This window comes from Amaricoccus sp. W119, assembly GCF_047275745.1.
Taxonomy (GTDB): domain Bacteria; phylum Pseudomonadota; class Alphaproteobacteria; order Rhodobacterales; family Rhodobacteraceae; genus Amaricoccus.
In genome coordinates this window covers 1-15,648 of record NZ_JBKQWU010000027.1, presented here as the reverse complement: position 1 = coordinate 15,648, position 15,648 = coordinate 1, and the positions used below count along the sequence as shown (strand labels likewise).

Sequence of the window (15,648 nt, the reverse complement as noted above, 5' to 3'; positions counted from 1 at the left end):
TTTCGGACTACCCCCGGACGCCCTGAGCGGCTTCCTAGCACACGAGGATCGGGCAAGGGAACGAAAATGGCCGACGCGGCGGCCCGCGAACCCCTGGTCATCGACTGCGAGACAGCGCGTTCCGACAGCTGGTCGGTCGAGCGGCTGCGCCGGCTGGTGGACCGGAAGCTGCGCAATCCCGTTCTCGATCTGATCGAGGTCCGGCGGCGCGAGCTGGGCGGGCTGTCGCCCTTCACGCTGCACAGCAGCTACGAGGGCACCAACGCCCACGCTGGCGAGGCCTTCGTCACGCCGAAGACGATCTCGCTGCCGCGCCGCTACGGGCGGGTTCTCTATTCGATCTCGGTCGAGTTGCGCCCCCGCCTCACGCTGGAAGCGGGCGCGGGCCTCGGCATCTCGGGCATGTATCTCGCCGCCGGGACATCGCTGACGCGGACCGGGCGCTTCCTGAGCTTCGAGATCGGCGAATATGCCCCGGTGGCGGAGGAGTCGATCCGGCGTGTCCTGCCGACGGCGGAGGTGCGCCAGGACGATTTCGCCAATTTCCACCGCCATCTCACCCCGATGGCGAGCGTGGATCTGTGCTTTCTCGATTCCAAACACGACGCCGACACGGTCCTGCGCGACTACAAGTCGCTGCTCGGCTGGATGCGGCCGGGCGGCGTCATCATGATCGACGATGTGCGCTCGACGCCCAGCAGCCAGCGGGCATGGGAGATGATCCTCGCGCGCGGCGACCGCGCCTTCGCCGCCTGCATCCAGAACCGGATCGGATTCCTCGCGGCATGACCGGGATCAGCGTCCTGATCCCGGCCTATCGCTGCGCCGAGGTGATCGGGCAGGCCATCGACAACGTTCTGGAACAGACGCTGCTTCCGGACGAGATCGTCGTGGCCGATGACGGGTCCGACGACGATCTCGCCGCCCGGGTGGAGCGGTCGCGGCCGCGGTGCGCGGCGGGCGGGGTCGCCCTGACCTATGCGCGCTTCGCCGAGAACCGCGGCCGGGGCGCCGCGCGCAATCTCGCGCTCGGCGCGGCGCGGGGCGATCTCGTCGCCTGGTTCGACGCGGATGACCTGTGGGCGCCGGAGAAGCTCGCGACGCAGGCCGCGGATTACGCCCGGCTCGCGGGCGAGCATCCCGCGGGTCAGCTACTGCTCACCTGCGACTATCTGCGCCGCGATCCGGTGACGGGCGGCGCGCGCCACATCCGACCGGGTGCGGTCCTTGCGATCGGCGATATCGTGGCCCTGCACACCCGCCGGCATATCCAGCTCCAGACGGTGTTCGGGCCGCGCGAGACCTTCCTGCGCATCGGGTTCGACGACGCGTTGAACCGGGCGGAGGATTTCGATTTCGCGCTGCGCTTCACCGCGCAGGGCGGCAAGTTCATGAACCCCGGCGGCGCGGATCGCGAATGCGCGGGCTTCGAGTGCGATGGCACGCCGCTCGTGCATTACTTCCGGAGCAGCGAGAACTACGGCGCGGAGGGCAAGGCGTCCAACCGGTGCGTCGTGGCCAAGAACGCGGCGATCCTCAGAAGCAATCACATCGACCCCGAAGCCTTTCTCGCCCACAAGCTCGGCGTGGCGCTGGCGAACGGAATCCGGCCGGTGGAGACGCCCCGGACGCTGGCTCCCGGGCCGGTGTTCGACATCCCCGCGGACGATCCCTTCGCCAGAGCCCGGCCGCGGCTCTGGCGTCTCGAGGACGGGGCGATCAGGATCGAGCTCGCCGGGGGCACGCGGGCCGAGGGCATCGTCGTCGACGCGGGCGGCGGCGAGATCCTGCGCTCCGAACTGGGCGAGGCGCCGCGGCAATCCCTGATCCGCGACTGGTTTCTCGCCGGTGCCCGGTGGTTCCTGATCCGGCCGCTCGCCGGCCCATGGTTCCCGACCGAGCATCTGCTGATCGCGCGTGCCGATTCCGGGCTGATCTCGCTCGCCGCGCCCGGACGGGTGAAGGCCTGACGGGAGAAGGCTCGACGCCCGCGGGCCCGACGCGTGCGAATCCGACCCATTCGAATCCGACCGGGGCCGGCTAACCCTTCGTCAACCATGGCTCCTTAGACCCGGAGGCGGGACGGTCCGAGGAGAACCCCAATCATGGCGCCCGAAAGCCTGACAGATCCGCGCCCCGCCGATGGATTCAAGGCGGAGGGATTCAGGGCAGAGGGATTCAGGACCGGGAGTTTCAGGACCGGGAATTTCAGGACCGGGAGCTTCAACGTCGGCGGCATCACCCTCGACACGCGCGCGCTGTTCCAGCCGACCGTGCTGCTCGCGATGGCGCTGATGGCGGTGATCGCGATGATGATCCTGCCGATCCCGACCTGGCTGCTCGACATGGGGCTCGCGGTCAGTTTCGCGCTGGCGATCCTCATCTTCACGATCACGCTCTTCATCAACCGGCCGCTCGATTTCTCGACCTTCCCGACCATCCTGCTCGCGAGCCTGATGCTGCGGCTCTCGCTCAACGTCTCGACGACGAAGCTCATCATCGGCGACGGCCATACCGGCACCGGCGCCGCGGGCCATGTGATCGAGGGTTTCGCCAATTTCATCATGGGCGGCTCGGTCTTTCTCGGCCTCGTGATCTTCTGCGTGCTCCTCATCGTCAATTTCATCGTGATCACCAAGGGCGCGGGCCGCATGGCCGAGGTCTCGGCGCGTTTCGCGCTCGATGCGATGCCCGGCAAGCAGCTCGCGATCGACGCTGACATGGCCGCGGGCGCGATCAGCCATGCCGAGGCGCGCGACCGCCGCCGGATCGAGCAGGAGGAGACCACCTTCTTCGGTTCGCTCGACGGCGCGTCGAAATTCGTCAAGGGCGATGCGATCGCGGGCCTGCTCATCACCATGCTGAACCTCGCCGTGGGGCTCGCGCTTGGCGTGCTGGTCCATGGCCTGCCGGTGGGTGAGGCTTTCGAGACCTATTCGATCCTGACGGTCGGAGACGGGCTCGTGACGCAGATCCCGGCCGTCATCATCTCGATCGCCTCCGCCATGCTGCTCTCGAAGGGCGGCACGGTCGGCTCGACCGATCGCGCGCTGACGCGTCAGCTTGGCGGGCATCCCGTGGCGCTCGCCACGGTCGGCGTGCTGATGGCGCTCTTCGCCTTCGTGCCGGGCCTGCCGTTCATCCCGTTCATGATCGCCGCCGCCTGCCTCGGCGGGGCCGCGCATCTCGCGAAGCGCGCCGAGGTGAAGGCCGCCGCCCTGGAGGCCGAGCCGAAACCCGAGGCGACCGCGGCGCCGAAGAAGTCGCTCGGCGACCTGCTCGACGTGGACGAGATCCATATGGAGTTCTCGCCCAATCTGGTGCCGGTGGTGATGGACGCGGCGACCGGGCTCGACGCGCGCATCCTCAACATGCGCAACCATATCGCGCAGAGCTTCGGGCTCATCCTTCCAGAGATCCGGCTTACCGACAATCCGGGCCTCCCGCCGGGCACCTACACGATCCGCATCCAGGGCGTGGAGACGGCGCGGAGCCGGATCGAGACCGAGATGGTGCTCGTCCTCCTGCCCGACGACAAGGCCCCCGCGCCGGACGGGATCAGCGTCGCCGAGCCGGTCTATGGCGCCCCCGCCCGCTGGATTGCCCAGGGATCGCAGGAGGACGCGGCGCTGATGGGGCTGACGGTCATCACCCCGACAGAGGTGGTCGCGACGCATCTGCTGGAGATCGTGAAGCAGAACTTCGGCCGGCTCTTCACCCGCCGCGCGCTCCGCAAGCTGATCGACGAATTCACCCGCCTGAGCGACACCAAGCGCGCCGAGGCGAACCGCAGGATGCTCGACGAATTCGTGCCCGACCGCTTCCCGATCGACACGCTTCAGGCGGTGCTGCGGCTTCTGCTCGAAGAACGGGTGTCGGTGCGCAATCTCCCCCTGATCTTCGAGGCGATCGCCGAGGCGCATTCCTCGCAGACCAGCGCCGCAGTGGTGACGGAACATGTGCGCCACCGGCTCGGCTTCCAGCTCGTCGCCGAGGTGCGGGAGCCGGACGGCGCGCTGCCGCTCATCCAGCTCGCGCCCGCCTGGGAGGAACTGTTCCAGAAATATCAGCTTCCCGACGGATCGGGCATCGTCGATGTCGCCCTGCCGCCGAACGAGTTCAATCGGCTGGCGAATTCGGTCGCCGAGAAGATCGCGGCGGCGGGGGTCCAGGGGCGCTATCCGGCGGTCGTCACCTCGACGAAACGCCGTCGCTTCCTGCGCACGGTGCTGAGTTCCAAGGGCATCCGCAACCCGGTACTGAGTTTCGAGGAAATCGCGACGGCGTCCCGGCCCGCCGTGCTGGGCCTCGCATGATCGGCGACCTGGGGCGGCTGCTCGCGCTGACCGAAGGGGCGGTGGCGGGGTTCATCCTCGTCTTCGCCCGCGTCGGCGGCGTGATGGCGCTCCTGCCCGCCTTCGGGGAACAGACGATCCCGGCGCGTGTCCGGCTCGGGCTCACGCTCGCCTTCGCCATGGTCGTCTGGCCGATCGTGGCGGGCGAGGGGTTCGGCTCCCCGGCGGACCCGGCGCGACCCTTTCTCGCGATGCTGATCACCGAGGCGCTCGTGGGTGTCATCCTCGGCATCGCCGCGCGGTTTCTCGTCCACGCCCTGCAGTTCGCGGGAACGATCATCGCGCAGTCGACCTCGCTCTCCCAGATCCTCGGCGGCGGCGTGACGCCCGATCCGATGCCGGCGATGGGCACGCTCCTCGTGCTGGCCGGGCTCACGCTCGCGGTCGCGACCGGGCTTCATGTGAAGGCGGCGATCCTGATGGCGCGGAGCTACGAGGCGCTGCCGATGGGGCTCATGCCCCCGGCCGAGGATGTCGCGGCCTGGGGTGTGGCGCGGCTCGCCTCGGCCTTCGCGCTCGGCTTCTCGCTGGCGGCGCCCTTCGTTATCGCGGCTTTCGCCTATAACCTCGCGCTTGGCGCGATCAACCGGGCGATGCCGCAGCTCATGGTCTCCTTCATCGGCGCGCCGGCGGCGACGGCGGGCGGCATCGCGCTGCTCCTGCTCGCCGCGCCGGTGATCCTGCGGCACTGGAACGGCGCGCTTGACGCGCTGCTCGCCGCGCCGCTGGCGATGCCGCGATGAGCGAGGGCGGCGGCGAGGATGCCGGCGAGAAGAGCTTCGAGGCGACACCGCAACGCCTCGCGGAAGCACGCGCCAAGGGCGATGTCGCGAAATCGACCGATGCGACGGCGGCGGCGGGCTATCTCGCGCTTCTGATCGCGATCACGCTCGCGGGCGCCGCCGCGGTAAGCGCCACCGGTTCGACGCTGATGATCTTTCTGACGAACGCGGACCGTCTGCCGCTGCTGGCGCCCGGAGGGCCGGGGCTGGCGCTCGGCATCATCGGCGCCGCTGTCGGCCCGCTCGCGCCTTTCTTGCTCGCGCCGATGGTCGCGGTCGCGCTCTGCCTGCTCGCGCAGCGCGCGGTGGTGTTTTCGGGCGAGAAGTTGACGCCGAAACTGTCGCGGCTGTCGCTTCTCTCGAATGCGAAGAACAAGTTCGGAACGAGCGGTCTCGTCGAATTCGGCAAGGCGGTCCTGAAACTCGTCGCGATCGCCATCGCGCTGTCGCTCTATCTCGGCCGCGAGGTGGACGAGATCACCGGCGCCGCCACGGCCGACCCGCGAGTGCTCGGGATCATGATGACGCGGACGCTCGTCACCATGCTCGCGATCACCGCCGCCATCGCCATGGTGATCGGCGCCGCGGACCTGATCTGGCAGCGGATCAGCCACGCCCGCAAGCTCCGAATGACGCTCCAGCAGGTGAAGGAGGAGCACCGCAAATCCGAGGGTGACGGCCATACCAAGGCCGAGCGGCGGCGCCGCGGGCAGGAAATCGCGCTCAACCAGATGCTGGCCGATGTCCCGACCGCCGATGTGGTGATCGTGAACCCGACGCATTACGCCGTGGCCCTGAAGTGGAGCCGGGCGAAGGGCAGCGCGCCGGTCTGCGTCGCGAAGGGCATGGACGCCGCGGCGGCGAAGATCCGCGAAGTGGCGGAGGCGTCCGGCGTGCCGGTACATGGCGATGTGGCGACCGCGCGCGCGCTCTATGCGACGGTCGAGATCGGCCAGGAGATCCGGCCCGAACAGTATCGCGCGGTCGCGGCGGCGGTCCGATTCGCCGACCGGATGCGCGAGGCGGCGCGGGGGCGGCTGTGACCCCCGACCGGCTCGAAGCGCTCCGCCGGCTCGCCGAGACGCGCAAGGCGGCGGATCTCGCGGCGCTGGAGAAGCTTCTGCGCGCCGAGCGGGATTGCGCGACTGAGATCGAGGCGATCCGCGCGACCCGCGCGGCCGAACTGGCGGAACCGTTCGGCGCGAGCCCTCCGGGGGCGCTCGAGGCGCGGTTGCGCTGGGCGGATCAGCGGACGGCGGAGCTTTCGCACCGCAGGGCCGAGATTGGGGAGCGCATCCGGGCCGCCCGCGCGGCCGCGGCGGTCAGTCTCGGCAAGGACAAGGCGCTCGGCGAGTTGCGCGACCGCGCGGCACGGGAAGCGGCGCGGGCGCGGCTGGCGCGCGCGGAACGCGAAACGCCGCCCGGGGAGGGGCGGCGCGGGGAATTCGAGTGAGGGTACCGTCAGGCGAGGACCGAGGCGATCTTGTCGAGCGCGGCCTTCTCCGCCACGCTGACCTTCTCGCCGCCGAAGCCGAGGAAGCCACCCTCGGTTCCGGCCTCCGCCACCTTGTTCGCGATTTCGCCGAGCCAGGCCTTGAAGCCCGCCGCCTGCTCGGGCGTCTTGGTGGCCACGAGCCGCGACACCTCGGTCAGTTCGGCGATCGCCGCCTCCACGACCTCGGGTGGCTTCAGGCCGTGCGCCTCGTGCTTGAGTACGTCGCGTGCCTGACTGCGACCCTCCGGCGTCTCATAGGCTTCGACGACGGCGTCGATCAGGGCGTTCTGCCCGCCCTCGCTCTTCGCCTTGCCGACGGCGCTGGCGACGGCGAAGCTTTCCTTCACCGCGCCCCAGAGCCCGCCCGGCTCAGCGGCGGTCACCGCTATGCCCGAGATCATCGGAGCCGCGACCACGCGCGCCCATTCCTCGGCCGTGAAACTTTCCTTCAAAGTCATTTCCGCCTCCCGCCGGCCCGGCGTCGATCCGCCGTGTTGGTCGTGCGGGCAGTCTACGGGAGGCGGCGCCTCGCTCCAAGCCGCATGACGGGTGGCATGACGGGGAGCGGAGCCCCGACCTATTTCGAGCTGCCGGCTTTGGGAGTGATGCCGAAGGCGGGCGCGTACTGGGCGAACCAGGCCGCGGCCGGGTTCTCGGACCGGAGGTTCACGGGTTTCGCCTGCGTCCGGGGCTGGACTTCGAAGGCGCGGTAGAACTGTTCATACGAATCCAGGATCATTTCTTTTTGCCTTTCCGGGTTCATCGTTGTCCGAAATCTAGGCATCGGATGAGCGCCGGAGAAGCTCTGGTTTCGCAACCTCGTCATGCAAGGGCGGCATGGCTCGGACAAGTTCAGGCGCGGTCCTCAGCTCTGGTCCTGGCGCGCGATCTCGGTGACGAGGACGGCGCCGGTCGGCGGCAGCGGAAGCAAGGTTCGCAAGGTCTTGCGGAGCGCGGCCTTCAGGTCGTCCATCTTGGCGCCGGTGGTGAAATCGCCATCGAAGCCGCCCGAGCCCGCGTGGCGGAACATGACCTTGAGAAAGCCGTCGCGCAGCTTCGGCTCGGCCGCGGTGACCTCCTCGGCCGCCTCGGGCTCGACCTCGATCGCGAGCGAGAGCACGACCATGGCGGTGGTCGCGCCCTCATGGAACACCGGCACAACGAAGGGCTTGCCGAAGGGCACGGCCACGAACCCGGCCGCGTTCTCGTCGAGCACCTCCTCCTCCGACCCCAGGTCCGGGCCCCCTTCCGGGTTCGCCTCGGCAGCGGCCGCATGCCCGGAGTCGGTCTCCGAGGCGGTCTCGGGCGCGGGCCGGAGCGCCAGTCCGGCGCCGACCCCGGCCCCGAGACCCAGGAGCGCGAGAAGCGCGGGAAGGAGGATCTTCTTCATGGGGGGACTCCGGCGCGGTTCAGAAGGGCAGGATCTGGTCGGTGATCTGCTGACCATAGCGCGGCTGCTGCGCCGTGGTGAGCTGGCCCCGCCCGCCATAGGAGATGCGGGCCCCCGCGATCCGGTCGTAGTCGATCTCGTTGTGGCGCGAGATGTCCTCCGGCCGCACGATGCCCGAGACCTGCAGGTCGCGCAGTTCGTTGTTCACCCGCACCTCCTGGTCGCCCTGGATGACCAGCTGCCCGTTGGGCAGCACCTGCACCACCGTCGCGGCGACCCGGAGTCGCAGCTTCTCGTTGCGCTTGGTCGAGCCATTGCCCTTGAAGCTCGAATCCGAGTTTATGTCGAGTTCGGGCGTCACCTTGGTCGAATCGAGGTCGAGGATATGGGAGAGCCCGAAGGCCGCGTTCATGCCCACGCCTTCGCTGCCCTCGCGGGCGCGGCTGGTGGTGTTCTTCATCTCCGCCTGTTCGTCGATCTCGATCGAGACGGTCAGCAGATCGCCGAGGGATTTCGCCCGCCTGTCGCCGAGCAGGCCCTTCGGGCCGGTATTCCAGAGCGATGCCTGCTGGTAATCGTAGCGCGCGGCCTGCGGCGCGGGAATGGCGAGCGCGGCGCGCTCGGGCGTGATGATCTCGCGATCGACGCCGCCGGTGCCGATGGCCGACATCTCCGGCGGTTGCATGATCGGCGTGCAGGCCATCATGAGGACGGGGAAGAGCACGGGGGCGAGAAGCGGCGCCAGCCGCGGGAGCGCCCGGGTCATCGGCCGCGTTGTCGGCGGGATCATCGGCGGGGTTACTGCCTGGGTCATCGCATCACCATGACGCCGCCCTGGGGCGTCACCTCTCCGGTCACGACCTGGCGGGAAGTCAGATTCATCACGCGCACCTCCTCTCCGACGCCGGCGCGGTCGAGCGCGCGGCCCTCGGTGGTGATCGACAGGGACCCTGCGGCATAGGTCATCCGCACGAGCTGGTTACGCTCGACGAGCGCCGGGGCGCCGATCTGCGACGCGAGGATCGGCCGGCCGGTATAGAGCGTCACCTTTGCCTCCTTGCCCACCGCCTCTTCGATCGAGGCGAGCGCGCCCGGGGTGTCGCCGTCGCTGAGCGTCAGGTCGGCGGGGGACAGGATCGACTGGCCGCGGATCGGGCGGAGCGGGACCACCGTGTCCGCCGGGGCAGGGGGCGCCGCGACGAGGGCGGCGAGAACTGCGAGAGCGAGGCGTTTCATGGGCTTAGCGGATCTCGACCGTGGCGGAGAGCATCTGGTCGGCGGCGGTGATGACCTTCGCATTCATCTCGTAGCCGCGCTGTGCTTCGATGAGGCCGGTGATCTCGCGCACCGCGTCGACCGAGGAGGCTTCGAGATAGCCCTGGCGGAACGTGCCACGCCCGTCCTCGCCCGCGGTCCCGACATTGGCCGCGCCTGAGGCCTCGGTCTCCCGGAAGAGGTTGCCGCCCATGGCTTCGAGCCCCTTCTCGTTCGCGAAGCTCGTGAGGTTGAACTGCCCGAGCAGCTGGGCCTCGGTTTCGCCCTCGAAATAGGCGTAGACCTCGCCGGCGGCGTTGATCGTGATCTGTTTGACATCCTCGGGAATGGTGATCTGCGGCTCGACCGCGAAACCCTCGGAGGTGACGATGAGACCGTCGCCCGTACGCTTCAGCGCGCCGTCGCGGGTATAGGCGGGCTCGCCCGAGGGCAGGGTGACTTCGAGATAGCCCGTGCCCTCGATCGCGAGATCGAGGGAGCCACCGGTTTCCGAAAGCGTGCCCTGCTGGATATCGACCGAAACCGCCGCCGCGCGCACGCCGAGCCCGAGCTGCACACCGGCGGGCAGCACGGTGCCGTCGGTCGCATTGATCGTACCGGGGCGCGAGACCTGCTCGTAATGCAGATCGGCGAATTCGGCTCGCCTCGGATTGTAGGCGGTCGTGCTCATGTTCGAGAGGTTGTTCGAAATGACCTCGACCCGGGTCTGCTGCGCCGCCATCCCGGTCGCCGCGATATTCAGTGCACGCATGGGTTCTCTCCTTCGCCGGGCAGGGGGGTCAGCTGTTCGAGCCGAGGGTGCGGACGACGAGGCGGATGCGCGCATCCTCCTGGTCCATCAGCTTCTGGCCGTATTCATAGGCGCGCTGGACCTCGATCATCCGCGCGATCTCGAGGATCGGATTGACGTTCGACTGTTCGAGGAATCCCTGGAGCACCTTCGCGGTCTCGGCGGGCGCGGCATCTCCGTCGAAACGGTAGAGCGTGCCGGATTCGCGGAAGAGCTTCGTCTGATCCTCTACCGTCACCAGACCCACGCGCGCGACCGGCTGGCCGTCGGCCGAGATCGTGCCGTCGGCGGCGATGCCGATCGAGCGCACCTCGAAGGGGATGGCGATCGCGCCGCCGCCCTCGTCGAGCAGGAGGCCGCCGTCGGGCGTCACGATCTGCCCGTCCGCGTCGCGCCCGAAGGCGCCGGCCCGGGTGAGGCGCTGGCCCTGGGCGGTCATCACGGTGAAGAAGCCGTCGCCCTCGATCGCGAGATCGAAGGTGCCGTTCGTCTGTTCAAGCGCGCCCTGCGCCGCGTCGGTGTAGCGCGCGCGCGCCGATGTCATCGCGACCGCGCCGCCTTCGAGCGGCAGCGCGCGCACCTCCTCGGCGAAGATCACACCCTCGCGGCGAAAGCCGGTGGTCGAGATATTGGCGATGTTGTTCGCGACGGATTGCATCTCGCGGGCGAGACCCGATTGACGCGTCAGGGCGACATAGCCTGCAAGATCCATCGCGATACTCCCGCCTTCGGCGCCTTCGAAGGGCGCCCCCAACACATTGGGACTTTTCGTAAAAATTCGGTCAATTCGGTGGGGTGCGCCCTATCGACCGATCACCCGGGGGATGATCTCGTCCTCGTAGAACTTCGTCAGCGTCTGGCCGGAGAAGCTCATCGTGACCCAGAAGACGACGAGGATCGCGCCAAGCTTCGGCACGAAGGTGAGCGTCATCTCCTGCACCGAGGTCAGCGCCTGCAGGAGGCCGATCACGAGACCGACGACGAGCGCCACCGCGAGGATCGGCGTCGAGACGATGAGCGCGGTCCAGAGCGCGGAGCGCAGGATGTCGAGCAGTTCCGCCTCGGTCATCGCAGCGCCCCTTCGGGCCGATGCCGGACCGCCGTGCCCTGCGACGCGGAATGACGCGCCAACATCCGGGGCCAGCTTGCCCGGCGCCGTGCGCGCACCGTCAGACCGGCATCCGCAGGATTTCCTGATAGGCCTCGACCACCTTGTCGCGCACCGCGACGGCGGTCTGCACCGCCATCTCGGTCGCGGCCAGCGCCTCGACCACCGCCTGCGGGTCGGCGCGGCCGGCGAGGCCGGCCTGCACCGTTTCCTCACCCGCGCGCATGGTCTCCATGAAATCGGCCCCCGCGGCCGCGAAGGCCTGCCCGGGCGACTGGGGCTCCACCGGGGCCGGCTTCGCGGCGACGCGGGTCTGGCCATAGACCTGGGAGGCGAGGGTTGCGCGGATATCCATGATGCGCCTTTCTGGCAGGAGTGAGGGGTCAGCGCCGCAAGAGGCCGATGAGCGAGCTCGCCATCTGCCGGGCCTGATCGAACATGCGAAGGTTGGCCTCGTAGGACCGGTTCGCCTCGCGGGAATCGGCGATCTCGACCATCAGATCGACATTGGAGCCGTGGATGTAGCCGTTCTTGTCCGCGAGCGGATCGTCGGGCGCGAAACTGCTCTGGAACTCGCTCTGGTCGAGCATCACCGGACCCGTCGCGACGGTCGGCGCATCGCCCGCGCGCACGAAGGCTTCCTCGAAGCTCACCGTCTTGCGGCGATAGCCGGGCGTGTCGGCGTTGGCGATGTTCTCGGCGCCGAGACGGACGCGCGTCGCCTGGGCGCGCATCCCGCTCGCGGAGGTCGCGAGCGTCTTCATCAGATCATCCATTTGATCCGTTCCTATCTGGTTCCGATCGACGCGCGCAGGATCTCGAGCGACTTGGAATAGACCCCCATCGCCATCTCGTGGCTCTGGCGGACATTCGCGGCGCGCATCATCTGGTCCTCGATCGAGACGGAATTGCCGTTCGGCGCGTCGGCGCCCTCGATCGCGTCGGGGCGCGGTTCGGCGCCGAGGATCGCATCGGCGCCGAAGGCGATGTGTTCGGGCCGGGTCAGCTTCGCCGTGAAGGCAGGAACCGCCCGGTCGAGCACCGCGCCGAAATCGGGCAGGTCGCGGGCACGGAAACCCGGCGTGTCCGAATTGGCCATGTTCTCGGCGATCAGCGCCTGGCGCTGGGCGGCATGGGTTGCAAGGCCGCTCGCGAGGCGCAGAACGTTCAGGTTCAGGTCCATCGGGCGGTTCTCCTCATGCGTGACAACCGACCCTTAACCTCGAGTGGTTGAAAAACTGTAATCGAATGCTCGCGGATCAGGATCATGCACACGGACTTCTCGGCCCTCGCGGCGGAACTCTCGCGCCTCTCCAACGCCAGCCGCGTCGGCCGCGTGGCAACCGTCGGCTCCGCCGCGATCGAGATCGAGGGGCTGACCCATCACGCCCGGACCGGCGATCAGGTCGAGGTGGTGGCGGGCGGCGGCCGTCTCGGCGGCGAGATTGTCGGCCTCGGCGCGACGCGGGCGCGGGCGATGACCTATGGCGCCATCGACGGGGTCGCGGTCGGCGACGCGGTCCGGTTGATTGGCCCGGCCGGCGTGCATCCGGATCTCTCCTGGATGGGCCGGGTCGTGGACGCCTTCGGCCAGCCGCTCGACGGTCGGCCGCTCGGCGCGGGCGCCGCGAGCGCGAGCCTTCGCGCGGCGCCGCCTCCGCCTGCGAATCGCAAGGGCCTCGGGACACGGCTCGCGACGGGCTTGAGCGTTTTCGACACGATGCTGCCGCTCGCGCGCGGACAAAGGATCGGCATCTTCGCGGGCTCCGGCGTGGGCAAATCCACGCTCCTCGCCGATCTCGCGCGCGGGATCGAGGCGGATGTCGTCGTGCTCGCGCTCATCGGCGAGCGCGGACGGGAGCTGCGCGACTTCGTGGACCACGTGCTGGGGGCGGAGGGGATGGAGCGCTCCGTCGTCATCGCCGCCACTTCGGATCAGGCGCCGCTCATCAAGCGGCGGGCCGCCTGGATGGCGATGGCGGTGGCGGAGGTGTTCCGCGATCAGGGACGGCACGTGCTGCTGCTGATCGATTCGCTCACCCGCTTCGCCGAGGCGCATCGCGAGATCGCGCTGACGGCGGGTGAGGCGCCGAGCCTGCGCGGCTTCCCGCCCTCGGTCTCGAACCTCATCGCCGCGCTCTGCGAGCGGGCGGGGCCGGGCGTCTTCGGCAGGGGCGACATTACCGGGGTTTTCAGCGTGCTCGTCGCGGGCTCCGACATGGACGAGCCGATCGCCGATATCGCGCGCGGCGTGCTCGACGGCCATGTCGTGCTTGATCGCGGCATCGCCGAGCGCGGGCGCTTCCCGGCGGTCGATGTGCGCCGCTCGGTCTCGCGCAGCCTGCCGGGGATCGCGACCGAGGACGAGAACGCGCGAATCCTCCGGACCCGGCGCATTCTGACGGCCTATGAGAACGCGGCGCTGATGATCCAGACCGGGCTCTATGTCCCGGGAAGCGACCCGGCGATCGACGAGGCGACGCGGCTCTGGCCGCGGCTCGACGGGTTCTTCACGGAAAGGGCGCCGGCGGGCGTCGCGGACAGCTTCGCCCGGCTCGGCGCGATCCTCGACGGACCTATCTGAGCGACATGAGCAGGTTCAGGATACCCTGCGACCCGCTCGACCCGCCCGACTGGAGCAGGCTCAACGCGGGCGATGCGCCCGCCGTGCTGGTCGGGCCGGTCTCGAGCTGCGAGCGCGCGAGGAAGCGGTCGATGAGCTTGCTCACGTTGGCCGGGTCCTGGAAGACCGAGAGGTCCGAGGAGCCGAACATCGCATCGCATTTCTTCATCAGGATGTCGCGCTGTCGGTCGACGTCGAGCGTGCCGAAGGATTTCGTGGGCAGGCCGAAGGCCTGTTGCACCACCTGGCCGAGCGTCTTGGAGCCGATGATCGAGTACCAGCTGCCGCCGTTCTCGCCCTCGGCGCCTGCGAGACCGGCGATCTCGCGCTTGAAATTGAGGGCGAGCCGCATGTTCTCGTCGGTATCGCCGACCGCGGCCTCGAAGGCGCGGGTCCTGTAGGCGCCGGTGATCTCCGCGGCGAAACCCTCGGCCGCCGTCTGAGCGCCCTTGGCATCGCCGAAACCGAAGGCGGCGGAGAGCTTCTTGAAATTCGGCTCGGAAAGCCTGCTCGCGAGCGCCTTCGGATCGGTCATGCCCTCTTCGAGCACCTTGCGGATGAAGGCCTTCCTGTCGATCCACTCATCGAGCCCGAAGGCGCCGAGCGCGACCTTCAGGAGCCGCCGGTCCGCCATCAGGTCGGCCGCGGTCTCGACGGAGCCGATGTTCTTCTCGAAATAGGCGGTATCGGCCTTGATCTGGGCGCTCTGGTCGAAGGCGGCCTGTTGCGACGCCTGTGTCCTTTGCAGGAGGCGCCAGCCGGCGATGCCGGATAACGGAACCTGTGGCGTGTAGCTCATGGCCTGCCTCCTTCGACGCCGGTCAGGTCGCCGGCTGTGCCACTCCGAGCAACCGCGCCTCGCGCGGCAGCAGATTTCTCAGGCCCCGCATCGCCTGGTAGAACCGGCCCTCGACGACCGCGGCCGTCGCGCCCGTCAGATGCGAGCGGCTGTCCGGGTCCTGGAACACCTGGCTCAGCTGTTCGATGCCGCGGAGAAGCTGGCGCCGGCCTTCCTCCGCGTCCGCTTCGCCCGCGAGGACGAGCTGCGCGATGTAGCAGACGCGGCGCACCGGCGTATTCGCCTCGCCCGGATGGATCGCGTCGCGCAGGCGCAGGACATTCGCATCCGGCGTGATCACGTTCAGCCGGGCACGGCGGTCGCCATTCTCCATGACGACCCCGTTGATCATGACCCGCTCGCGCGGGCCAAGTTTCAGGACAAGGCCGCTCACGCGCTGGCCTCCGCCTTTCCGCGGAGTCCGCGCATGATCGAGGTGTTGATGTCGATGAGCGCGGCGATCGAGCCCTTGCCGGCCAGCACCTGGAGGCTGTGCTTGCGGACGAATTCCGCGATGCCGATCAGCTGCGCGCGCAGGCCGATGGGAAGCGCGTTGCCGTCGTGCATCAGATCGGTGCGAAGCGCGCCCCAGAGCCGCTGATTGTCGCAGACGGCGGCGGCGAGCCTGGGGAAGGAGCTCTTGTCGCTTTCGTCCAGCTCGTTCAGCCGGTGGGTGATCTTCGCGAAGATCGCATATTCCGCGCCACGGTCGGTGCGGATCGGCGCCGCGGCGGCGCCATAGCCCGAGCGGGCCTCTGAGTTCAGGTTCATCTGGAAACCCCTTGGGGATCCCGCGCCAAACGCGGGGCAGGTTACGCCGATGGAGGGAAAGGAGGACGGGGCGAAGCCTCAGGCTCCGCCCCGTCCGGGGTCTCTTAGAGCCGGACTCGAAACTCTACGCGCCGTGCCAATACCTTGCGAGGCGCCTGGTCAGGACGCGGATATGGGCGATGAATATCCACGCCTCGGCGGAAGCGATGGATTTCTCCCAG

General features: G+C 68.9%; 21 protein-coding genes and 1 pseudogene. 7 read left to right on the top strand and 15 right to left on the bottom strand.

Annotation, left to right across the window (positions count from 1 at the left end):
* The first annotated feature begins 66 nt into the window (after window positions 1–66).
* The 6 genes from ACLJK8_RS13885 (at window position 67) to ACLJK8_RS13860 (ending at window position 6,590) form a co-directional block, all read left to right on the top strand.
* The gene (locus ACLJK8_RS13885; RefSeq protein WP_413150892.1) at window positions 67–789 is read left to right on the top strand and encodes a class I SAM-dependent methyltransferase; all 723 of its coding nucleotides are present in this window, start codon (window positions 67–69) and stop codon (window positions 787–789) included.
* On the top strand, window positions 786–1,970 hold the full coding sequence (locus ACLJK8_RS13880; RefSeq protein ID WP_413150891.1) for a glycosyltransferase family 2 protein: 1,185 nt from the start codon (window positions 786–788) through the stop codon (window positions 1,968–1,970). Before ACLJK8_RS13885 ends, ACLJK8_RS13880 begins: the two co-directional genes overlap by 4 nt.
* A gap of 135 nt (window positions 1,971–2,105) precedes the next feature.
* Window positions 2,106–4,316, top strand: coding sequence for a flagellar biosynthesis protein FlhA (gene flhA, locus ACLJK8_RS13875; protein ID WP_413150890.1), 2,211 nt, complete (start codon window positions 2,106–2,108; stop codon window positions 4,314–4,316).
* A complete protein-coding gene (locus ACLJK8_RS13870) occupies window positions 4,313–5,098 on the top strand; it encodes a flagellar biosynthetic protein FliR (RefSeq protein ID WP_413150888.1) in 786 nt (261 codons plus the stop codon). Before flhA ends, ACLJK8_RS13870 begins: the two co-directional genes overlap by 4 nt.
* Window positions 5,095–6,180: a flagellar biosynthesis protein FlhB gene (locus tag ACLJK8_RS13865; protein WP_413150887.1), complete on the top strand. Its 1,086-nt coding sequence runs from the start codon at window positions 5,095–5,097 to the stop codon at window positions 6,178–6,180. Before ACLJK8_RS13870 ends, ACLJK8_RS13865 begins: the two co-directional genes overlap by 4 nt.
* On the top strand, window positions 6,177–6,590 hold the full coding sequence (locus ACLJK8_RS13860) for a hypothetical protein (RefSeq protein WP_413150886.1): 414 nt from the start codon (window positions 6,177–6,179) through the stop codon (window positions 6,588–6,590). Before ACLJK8_RS13865 ends, ACLJK8_RS13860 begins: the two co-directional genes overlap by 4 nt.
* 8 nt (window positions 6,591–6,598) lie before the next feature.
* Here ACLJK8_RS13860 and ACLJK8_RS13855 read toward each other — a convergent pair whose 3' ends face one another.
* The 11 genes from ACLJK8_RS13855 to ACLJK8_RS13805 form a co-directional block, all read right to left on the bottom strand.
* Window positions 6,599–7,090 carry a hypothetical protein gene (locus ACLJK8_RS13855; RefSeq protein WP_413150885.1) on the bottom strand — a complete coding sequence of 164 codons (492 nt, stop codon included), beginning with the start codon at window positions 7,088–7,090 and terminating at the stop codon, window positions 6,599–6,601.
* 119 nt (window positions 7,091–7,209) lie between these two features.
* Window positions 7,210–7,371: a hypothetical protein gene (locus tag ACLJK8_RS13850; RefSeq protein ID WP_413150884.1), complete on the bottom strand. Its 162-nt coding sequence runs from the start codon at window positions 7,369–7,371 to the stop codon at window positions 7,210–7,212.
* A gap of 126 nt (window positions 7,372–7,497) precedes the next feature.
* Complete coding sequence (locus ACLJK8_RS13845; protein WP_413150883.1) at window positions 7,498–8,022, bottom strand: flagellar basal body-associated protein FliL; 525 nt, start codon at window positions 8,020–8,022, stop codon at window positions 7,498–7,500.
* 19 nt (window positions 8,023–8,041) lie between these two features.
* Window positions 8,042–8,836, bottom strand: coding sequence for a flagellar basal body L-ring protein FlgH (gene flgH / locus ACLJK8_RS13840; RefSeq protein ID WP_413150882.1), 795 nt, complete (start codon window positions 8,834–8,836; stop codon window positions 8,042–8,044).
* Entirely contained in the window at window positions 8,833–9,258 is a 426-nt protein-coding gene (flgA, locus tag ACLJK8_RS13835; protein ID WP_413150881.1) for a flagellar basal body P-ring formation chaperone FlgA, read from the bottom strand. The genes flgH and flgA overlap by 4 nt, the downstream gene beginning before the upstream one ends.
* A gap of 4 nt (window positions 9,259–9,262) precedes the next feature.
* A complete protein-coding gene (flgG, locus tag ACLJK8_RS13830) occupies window positions 9,263–10,048 on the bottom strand; it encodes a flagellar basal-body rod protein FlgG (RefSeq protein WP_413150880.1) in 786 nt (261 codons plus the stop codon).
* Between the two features lie 28 nt (window positions 10,049–10,076).
* Window positions 10,077–10,799: a flagellar hook-basal body complex protein gene (locus ACLJK8_RS13825; RefSeq protein WP_413150879.1), complete on the bottom strand. Its 723-nt coding sequence runs from the start codon at window positions 10,797–10,799 to the stop codon at window positions 10,077–10,079.
* Window positions 10,800–10,889: 90 nt separating this feature from the next.
* Window positions 10,890–11,156 (bottom strand): flagellar biosynthetic protein FliQ, encoded by a 267-nt coding sequence (locus ACLJK8_RS13820; RefSeq protein WP_413150877.1) that lies wholly within the window; start codon window positions 11,154–11,156, stop codon window positions 10,890–10,892.
* A 100-nt stretch (window positions 11,157–11,256) separates the two neighbouring features.
* On the bottom strand, window positions 11,257–11,550 hold the full coding sequence (fliE, locus tag ACLJK8_RS13815) for a flagellar hook-basal body complex protein FliE (RefSeq protein ID WP_413150876.1): 294 nt from the start codon (window positions 11,548–11,550) through the stop codon (window positions 11,257–11,259).
* Window positions 11,551–11,578: 28 nt separating this feature from the next.
* Window positions 11,579–11,971, bottom strand: coding sequence for a flagellar basal body rod protein FlgC (flgC, locus tag ACLJK8_RS13810; RefSeq protein ID WP_413150875.1), 393 nt, complete (start codon window positions 11,969–11,971; stop codon window positions 11,579–11,581).
* An 11-nt stretch (window positions 11,972–11,982) separates the two neighbouring features.
* Window positions 11,983–12,378, bottom strand: coding sequence for a FlgB family protein (locus tag ACLJK8_RS13805; protein ID WP_413150873.1), 396 nt, complete (start codon window positions 12,376–12,378; stop codon window positions 11,983–11,985).
* A gap of 84 nt (window positions 12,379–12,462) precedes the next feature.
* On the opposite strand from ACLJK8_RS13805, the gene ACLJK8_RS13800 reads away from it, so the two are divergent.
* Window positions 12,463–13,779: a FliI/YscN family ATPase gene (locus tag ACLJK8_RS13800; protein WP_413150871.1), complete on the top strand. Its 1,317-nt coding sequence runs from the start codon at window positions 12,463–12,465 to the stop codon at window positions 13,777–13,779.
* Here the strand turns inward: ACLJK8_RS13800 and ACLJK8_RS13795 are convergent.
* From ACLJK8_RS13795 to ACLJK8_RS13780, 4 genes and pseudogenes are all read right to left on the bottom strand, one after another.
* Window positions 13,772–14,617 carry a DUF1217 domain-containing protein gene (locus ACLJK8_RS13795; protein WP_413150870.1) on the bottom strand — a complete coding sequence of 282 codons (846 nt, stop codon included), beginning with the start codon at window positions 14,615–14,617 and terminating at the stop codon, window positions 13,772–13,774. The two genes, ACLJK8_RS13800 and ACLJK8_RS13795, sit on opposite strands and share 8 nt — an antisense overlap.
* 22 nt (window positions 14,618–14,639) lie before the next feature.
* The gene (gene flbT / locus ACLJK8_RS13790; protein WP_413150868.1) at window positions 14,640–15,050 is read right to left on the bottom strand and encodes a flagellar biosynthesis repressor FlbT; all 411 of its coding nucleotides are present in this window, start codon (window positions 15,048–15,050) and stop codon (window positions 14,640–14,642) included.
* Entirely contained in the window at window positions 15,047–15,427 is a 381-nt protein-coding gene (gene flaF / locus ACLJK8_RS13785; protein WP_413150867.1) for a flagellar biosynthesis regulator FlaF, read from the bottom strand. The genes flbT and flaF overlap by 4 nt, the downstream gene beginning before the upstream one ends.
* Window positions 15,428–15,551: 124 nt before the next feature.
* A pseudogene (locus ACLJK8_RS13780) lies at window positions 15,552–15,648 on the bottom strand (IS5/IS1182 family transposase); the annotation flags it as partial.

Excerpts from the sequence above, each read along its gene's own strand:
- ACLJK8_RS13885 (WP_413150892.1), top strand. The coding sequence starts at position 67 with ATGGCCGACGCGGCGGCCCGCGAACCCCTGGTCATCGACTGCGAGACA.
- ACLJK8_RS13880 (WP_413150891.1), top strand. The coding sequence starts at position 786 with ATGACCGGGATCAGCGTCCTGATCCCGGCCTATCGCTGCGCCGAGGTG.
- flhA (WP_413150890.1), top strand. The coding sequence starts at position 2,106 with ATGGCGCCCGAAAGCCTGACAGATCCGCGCCCCGCCGATGGATTCAAG.
- ACLJK8_RS13870 (WP_413150888.1), top strand. The coding sequence starts at position 4,313 with ATGATCGGCGACCTGGGGCGGCTGCTCGCGCTGACCGAAGGGGCGGTG.
- ACLJK8_RS13865 (WP_413150887.1), top strand. The coding sequence starts at position 5,095 with ATGAGCGAGGGCGGCGGCGAGGATGCCGGCGAGAAGAGCTTCGAGGCG.
- ACLJK8_RS13855 (WP_413150885.1), bottom strand. The coding sequence starts at position 7,090 with ATGACTTTGAAGGAAAGTTTCACGGCCGAGGAATGGGCGCGCGTGGTC.
- ACLJK8_RS13850 (WP_413150884.1), bottom strand. The coding sequence starts at position 7,371 with ATGATCCTGGATTCGTATGAACAGTTCTACCGCGCCTTCGAAGTCCAG.
- ACLJK8_RS13845 (WP_413150883.1), bottom strand. The coding sequence starts at position 8,022 with ATGAAGAAGATCCTCCTTCCCGCGCTTCTCGCGCTCCTGGGTCTCGGG.
- flgH (WP_413150882.1), bottom strand. The coding sequence starts at position 8,836 with ATGACCCAGGCAGTAACCCCGCCGATGATCCCGCCGACAACGCGGCCG.
- flgA (WP_413150881.1), bottom strand. The coding sequence starts at position 9,258 with ATGAAACGCCTCGCTCTCGCAGTTCTCGCCGCCCTCGTCGCGGCGCCC.
- flgG (WP_413150880.1), bottom strand. The coding sequence starts at position 10,048 with ATGCGTGCACTGAATATCGCGGCGACCGGGATGGCGGCGCAGCAGACC.
- ACLJK8_RS13825 (WP_413150879.1), bottom strand. The coding sequence starts at position 10,799 with ATGGATCTTGCAGGCTATGTCGCCCTGACGCGTCAATCGGGTCTCGCC.
- ACLJK8_RS13820 (WP_413150877.1), bottom strand. The coding sequence starts at position 11,156 with ATGACCGAGGCGGAACTGCTCGACATCCTGCGCTCCGCGCTCTGGACC.
- fliE (WP_413150876.1), bottom strand. The coding sequence starts at position 11,550 with ATGGATATCCGCGCAACCCTCGCCTCCCAGGTCTATGGCCAGACCCGC.
- flgC (WP_413150875.1), bottom strand. The coding sequence starts at position 11,971 with ATGGATGATCTGATGAAGACGCTCGCGACCTCCGCGAGCGGGATGCGC.
- ACLJK8_RS13805 (WP_413150873.1), bottom strand. The coding sequence starts at position 12,378 with ATGGACCTGAACCTGAACGTTCTGCGCCTCGCGAGCGGCCTTGCAACC.
- ACLJK8_RS13800 (WP_413150871.1), top strand. The coding sequence starts at position 12,463 with ATGCACACGGACTTCTCGGCCCTCGCGGCGGAACTCTCGCGCCTCTCC.
- ACLJK8_RS13795 (WP_413150870.1), bottom strand. The coding sequence starts at position 14,617 with ATGAGCTACACGCCACAGGTTCCGTTATCCGGCATCGCCGGCTGGCGC.
- flaF (WP_413150867.1), bottom strand. The coding sequence starts at position 15,427 with ATGAACCTGAACTCAGAGGCCCGCTCGGGCTATGGCGCCGCCGCGGCG.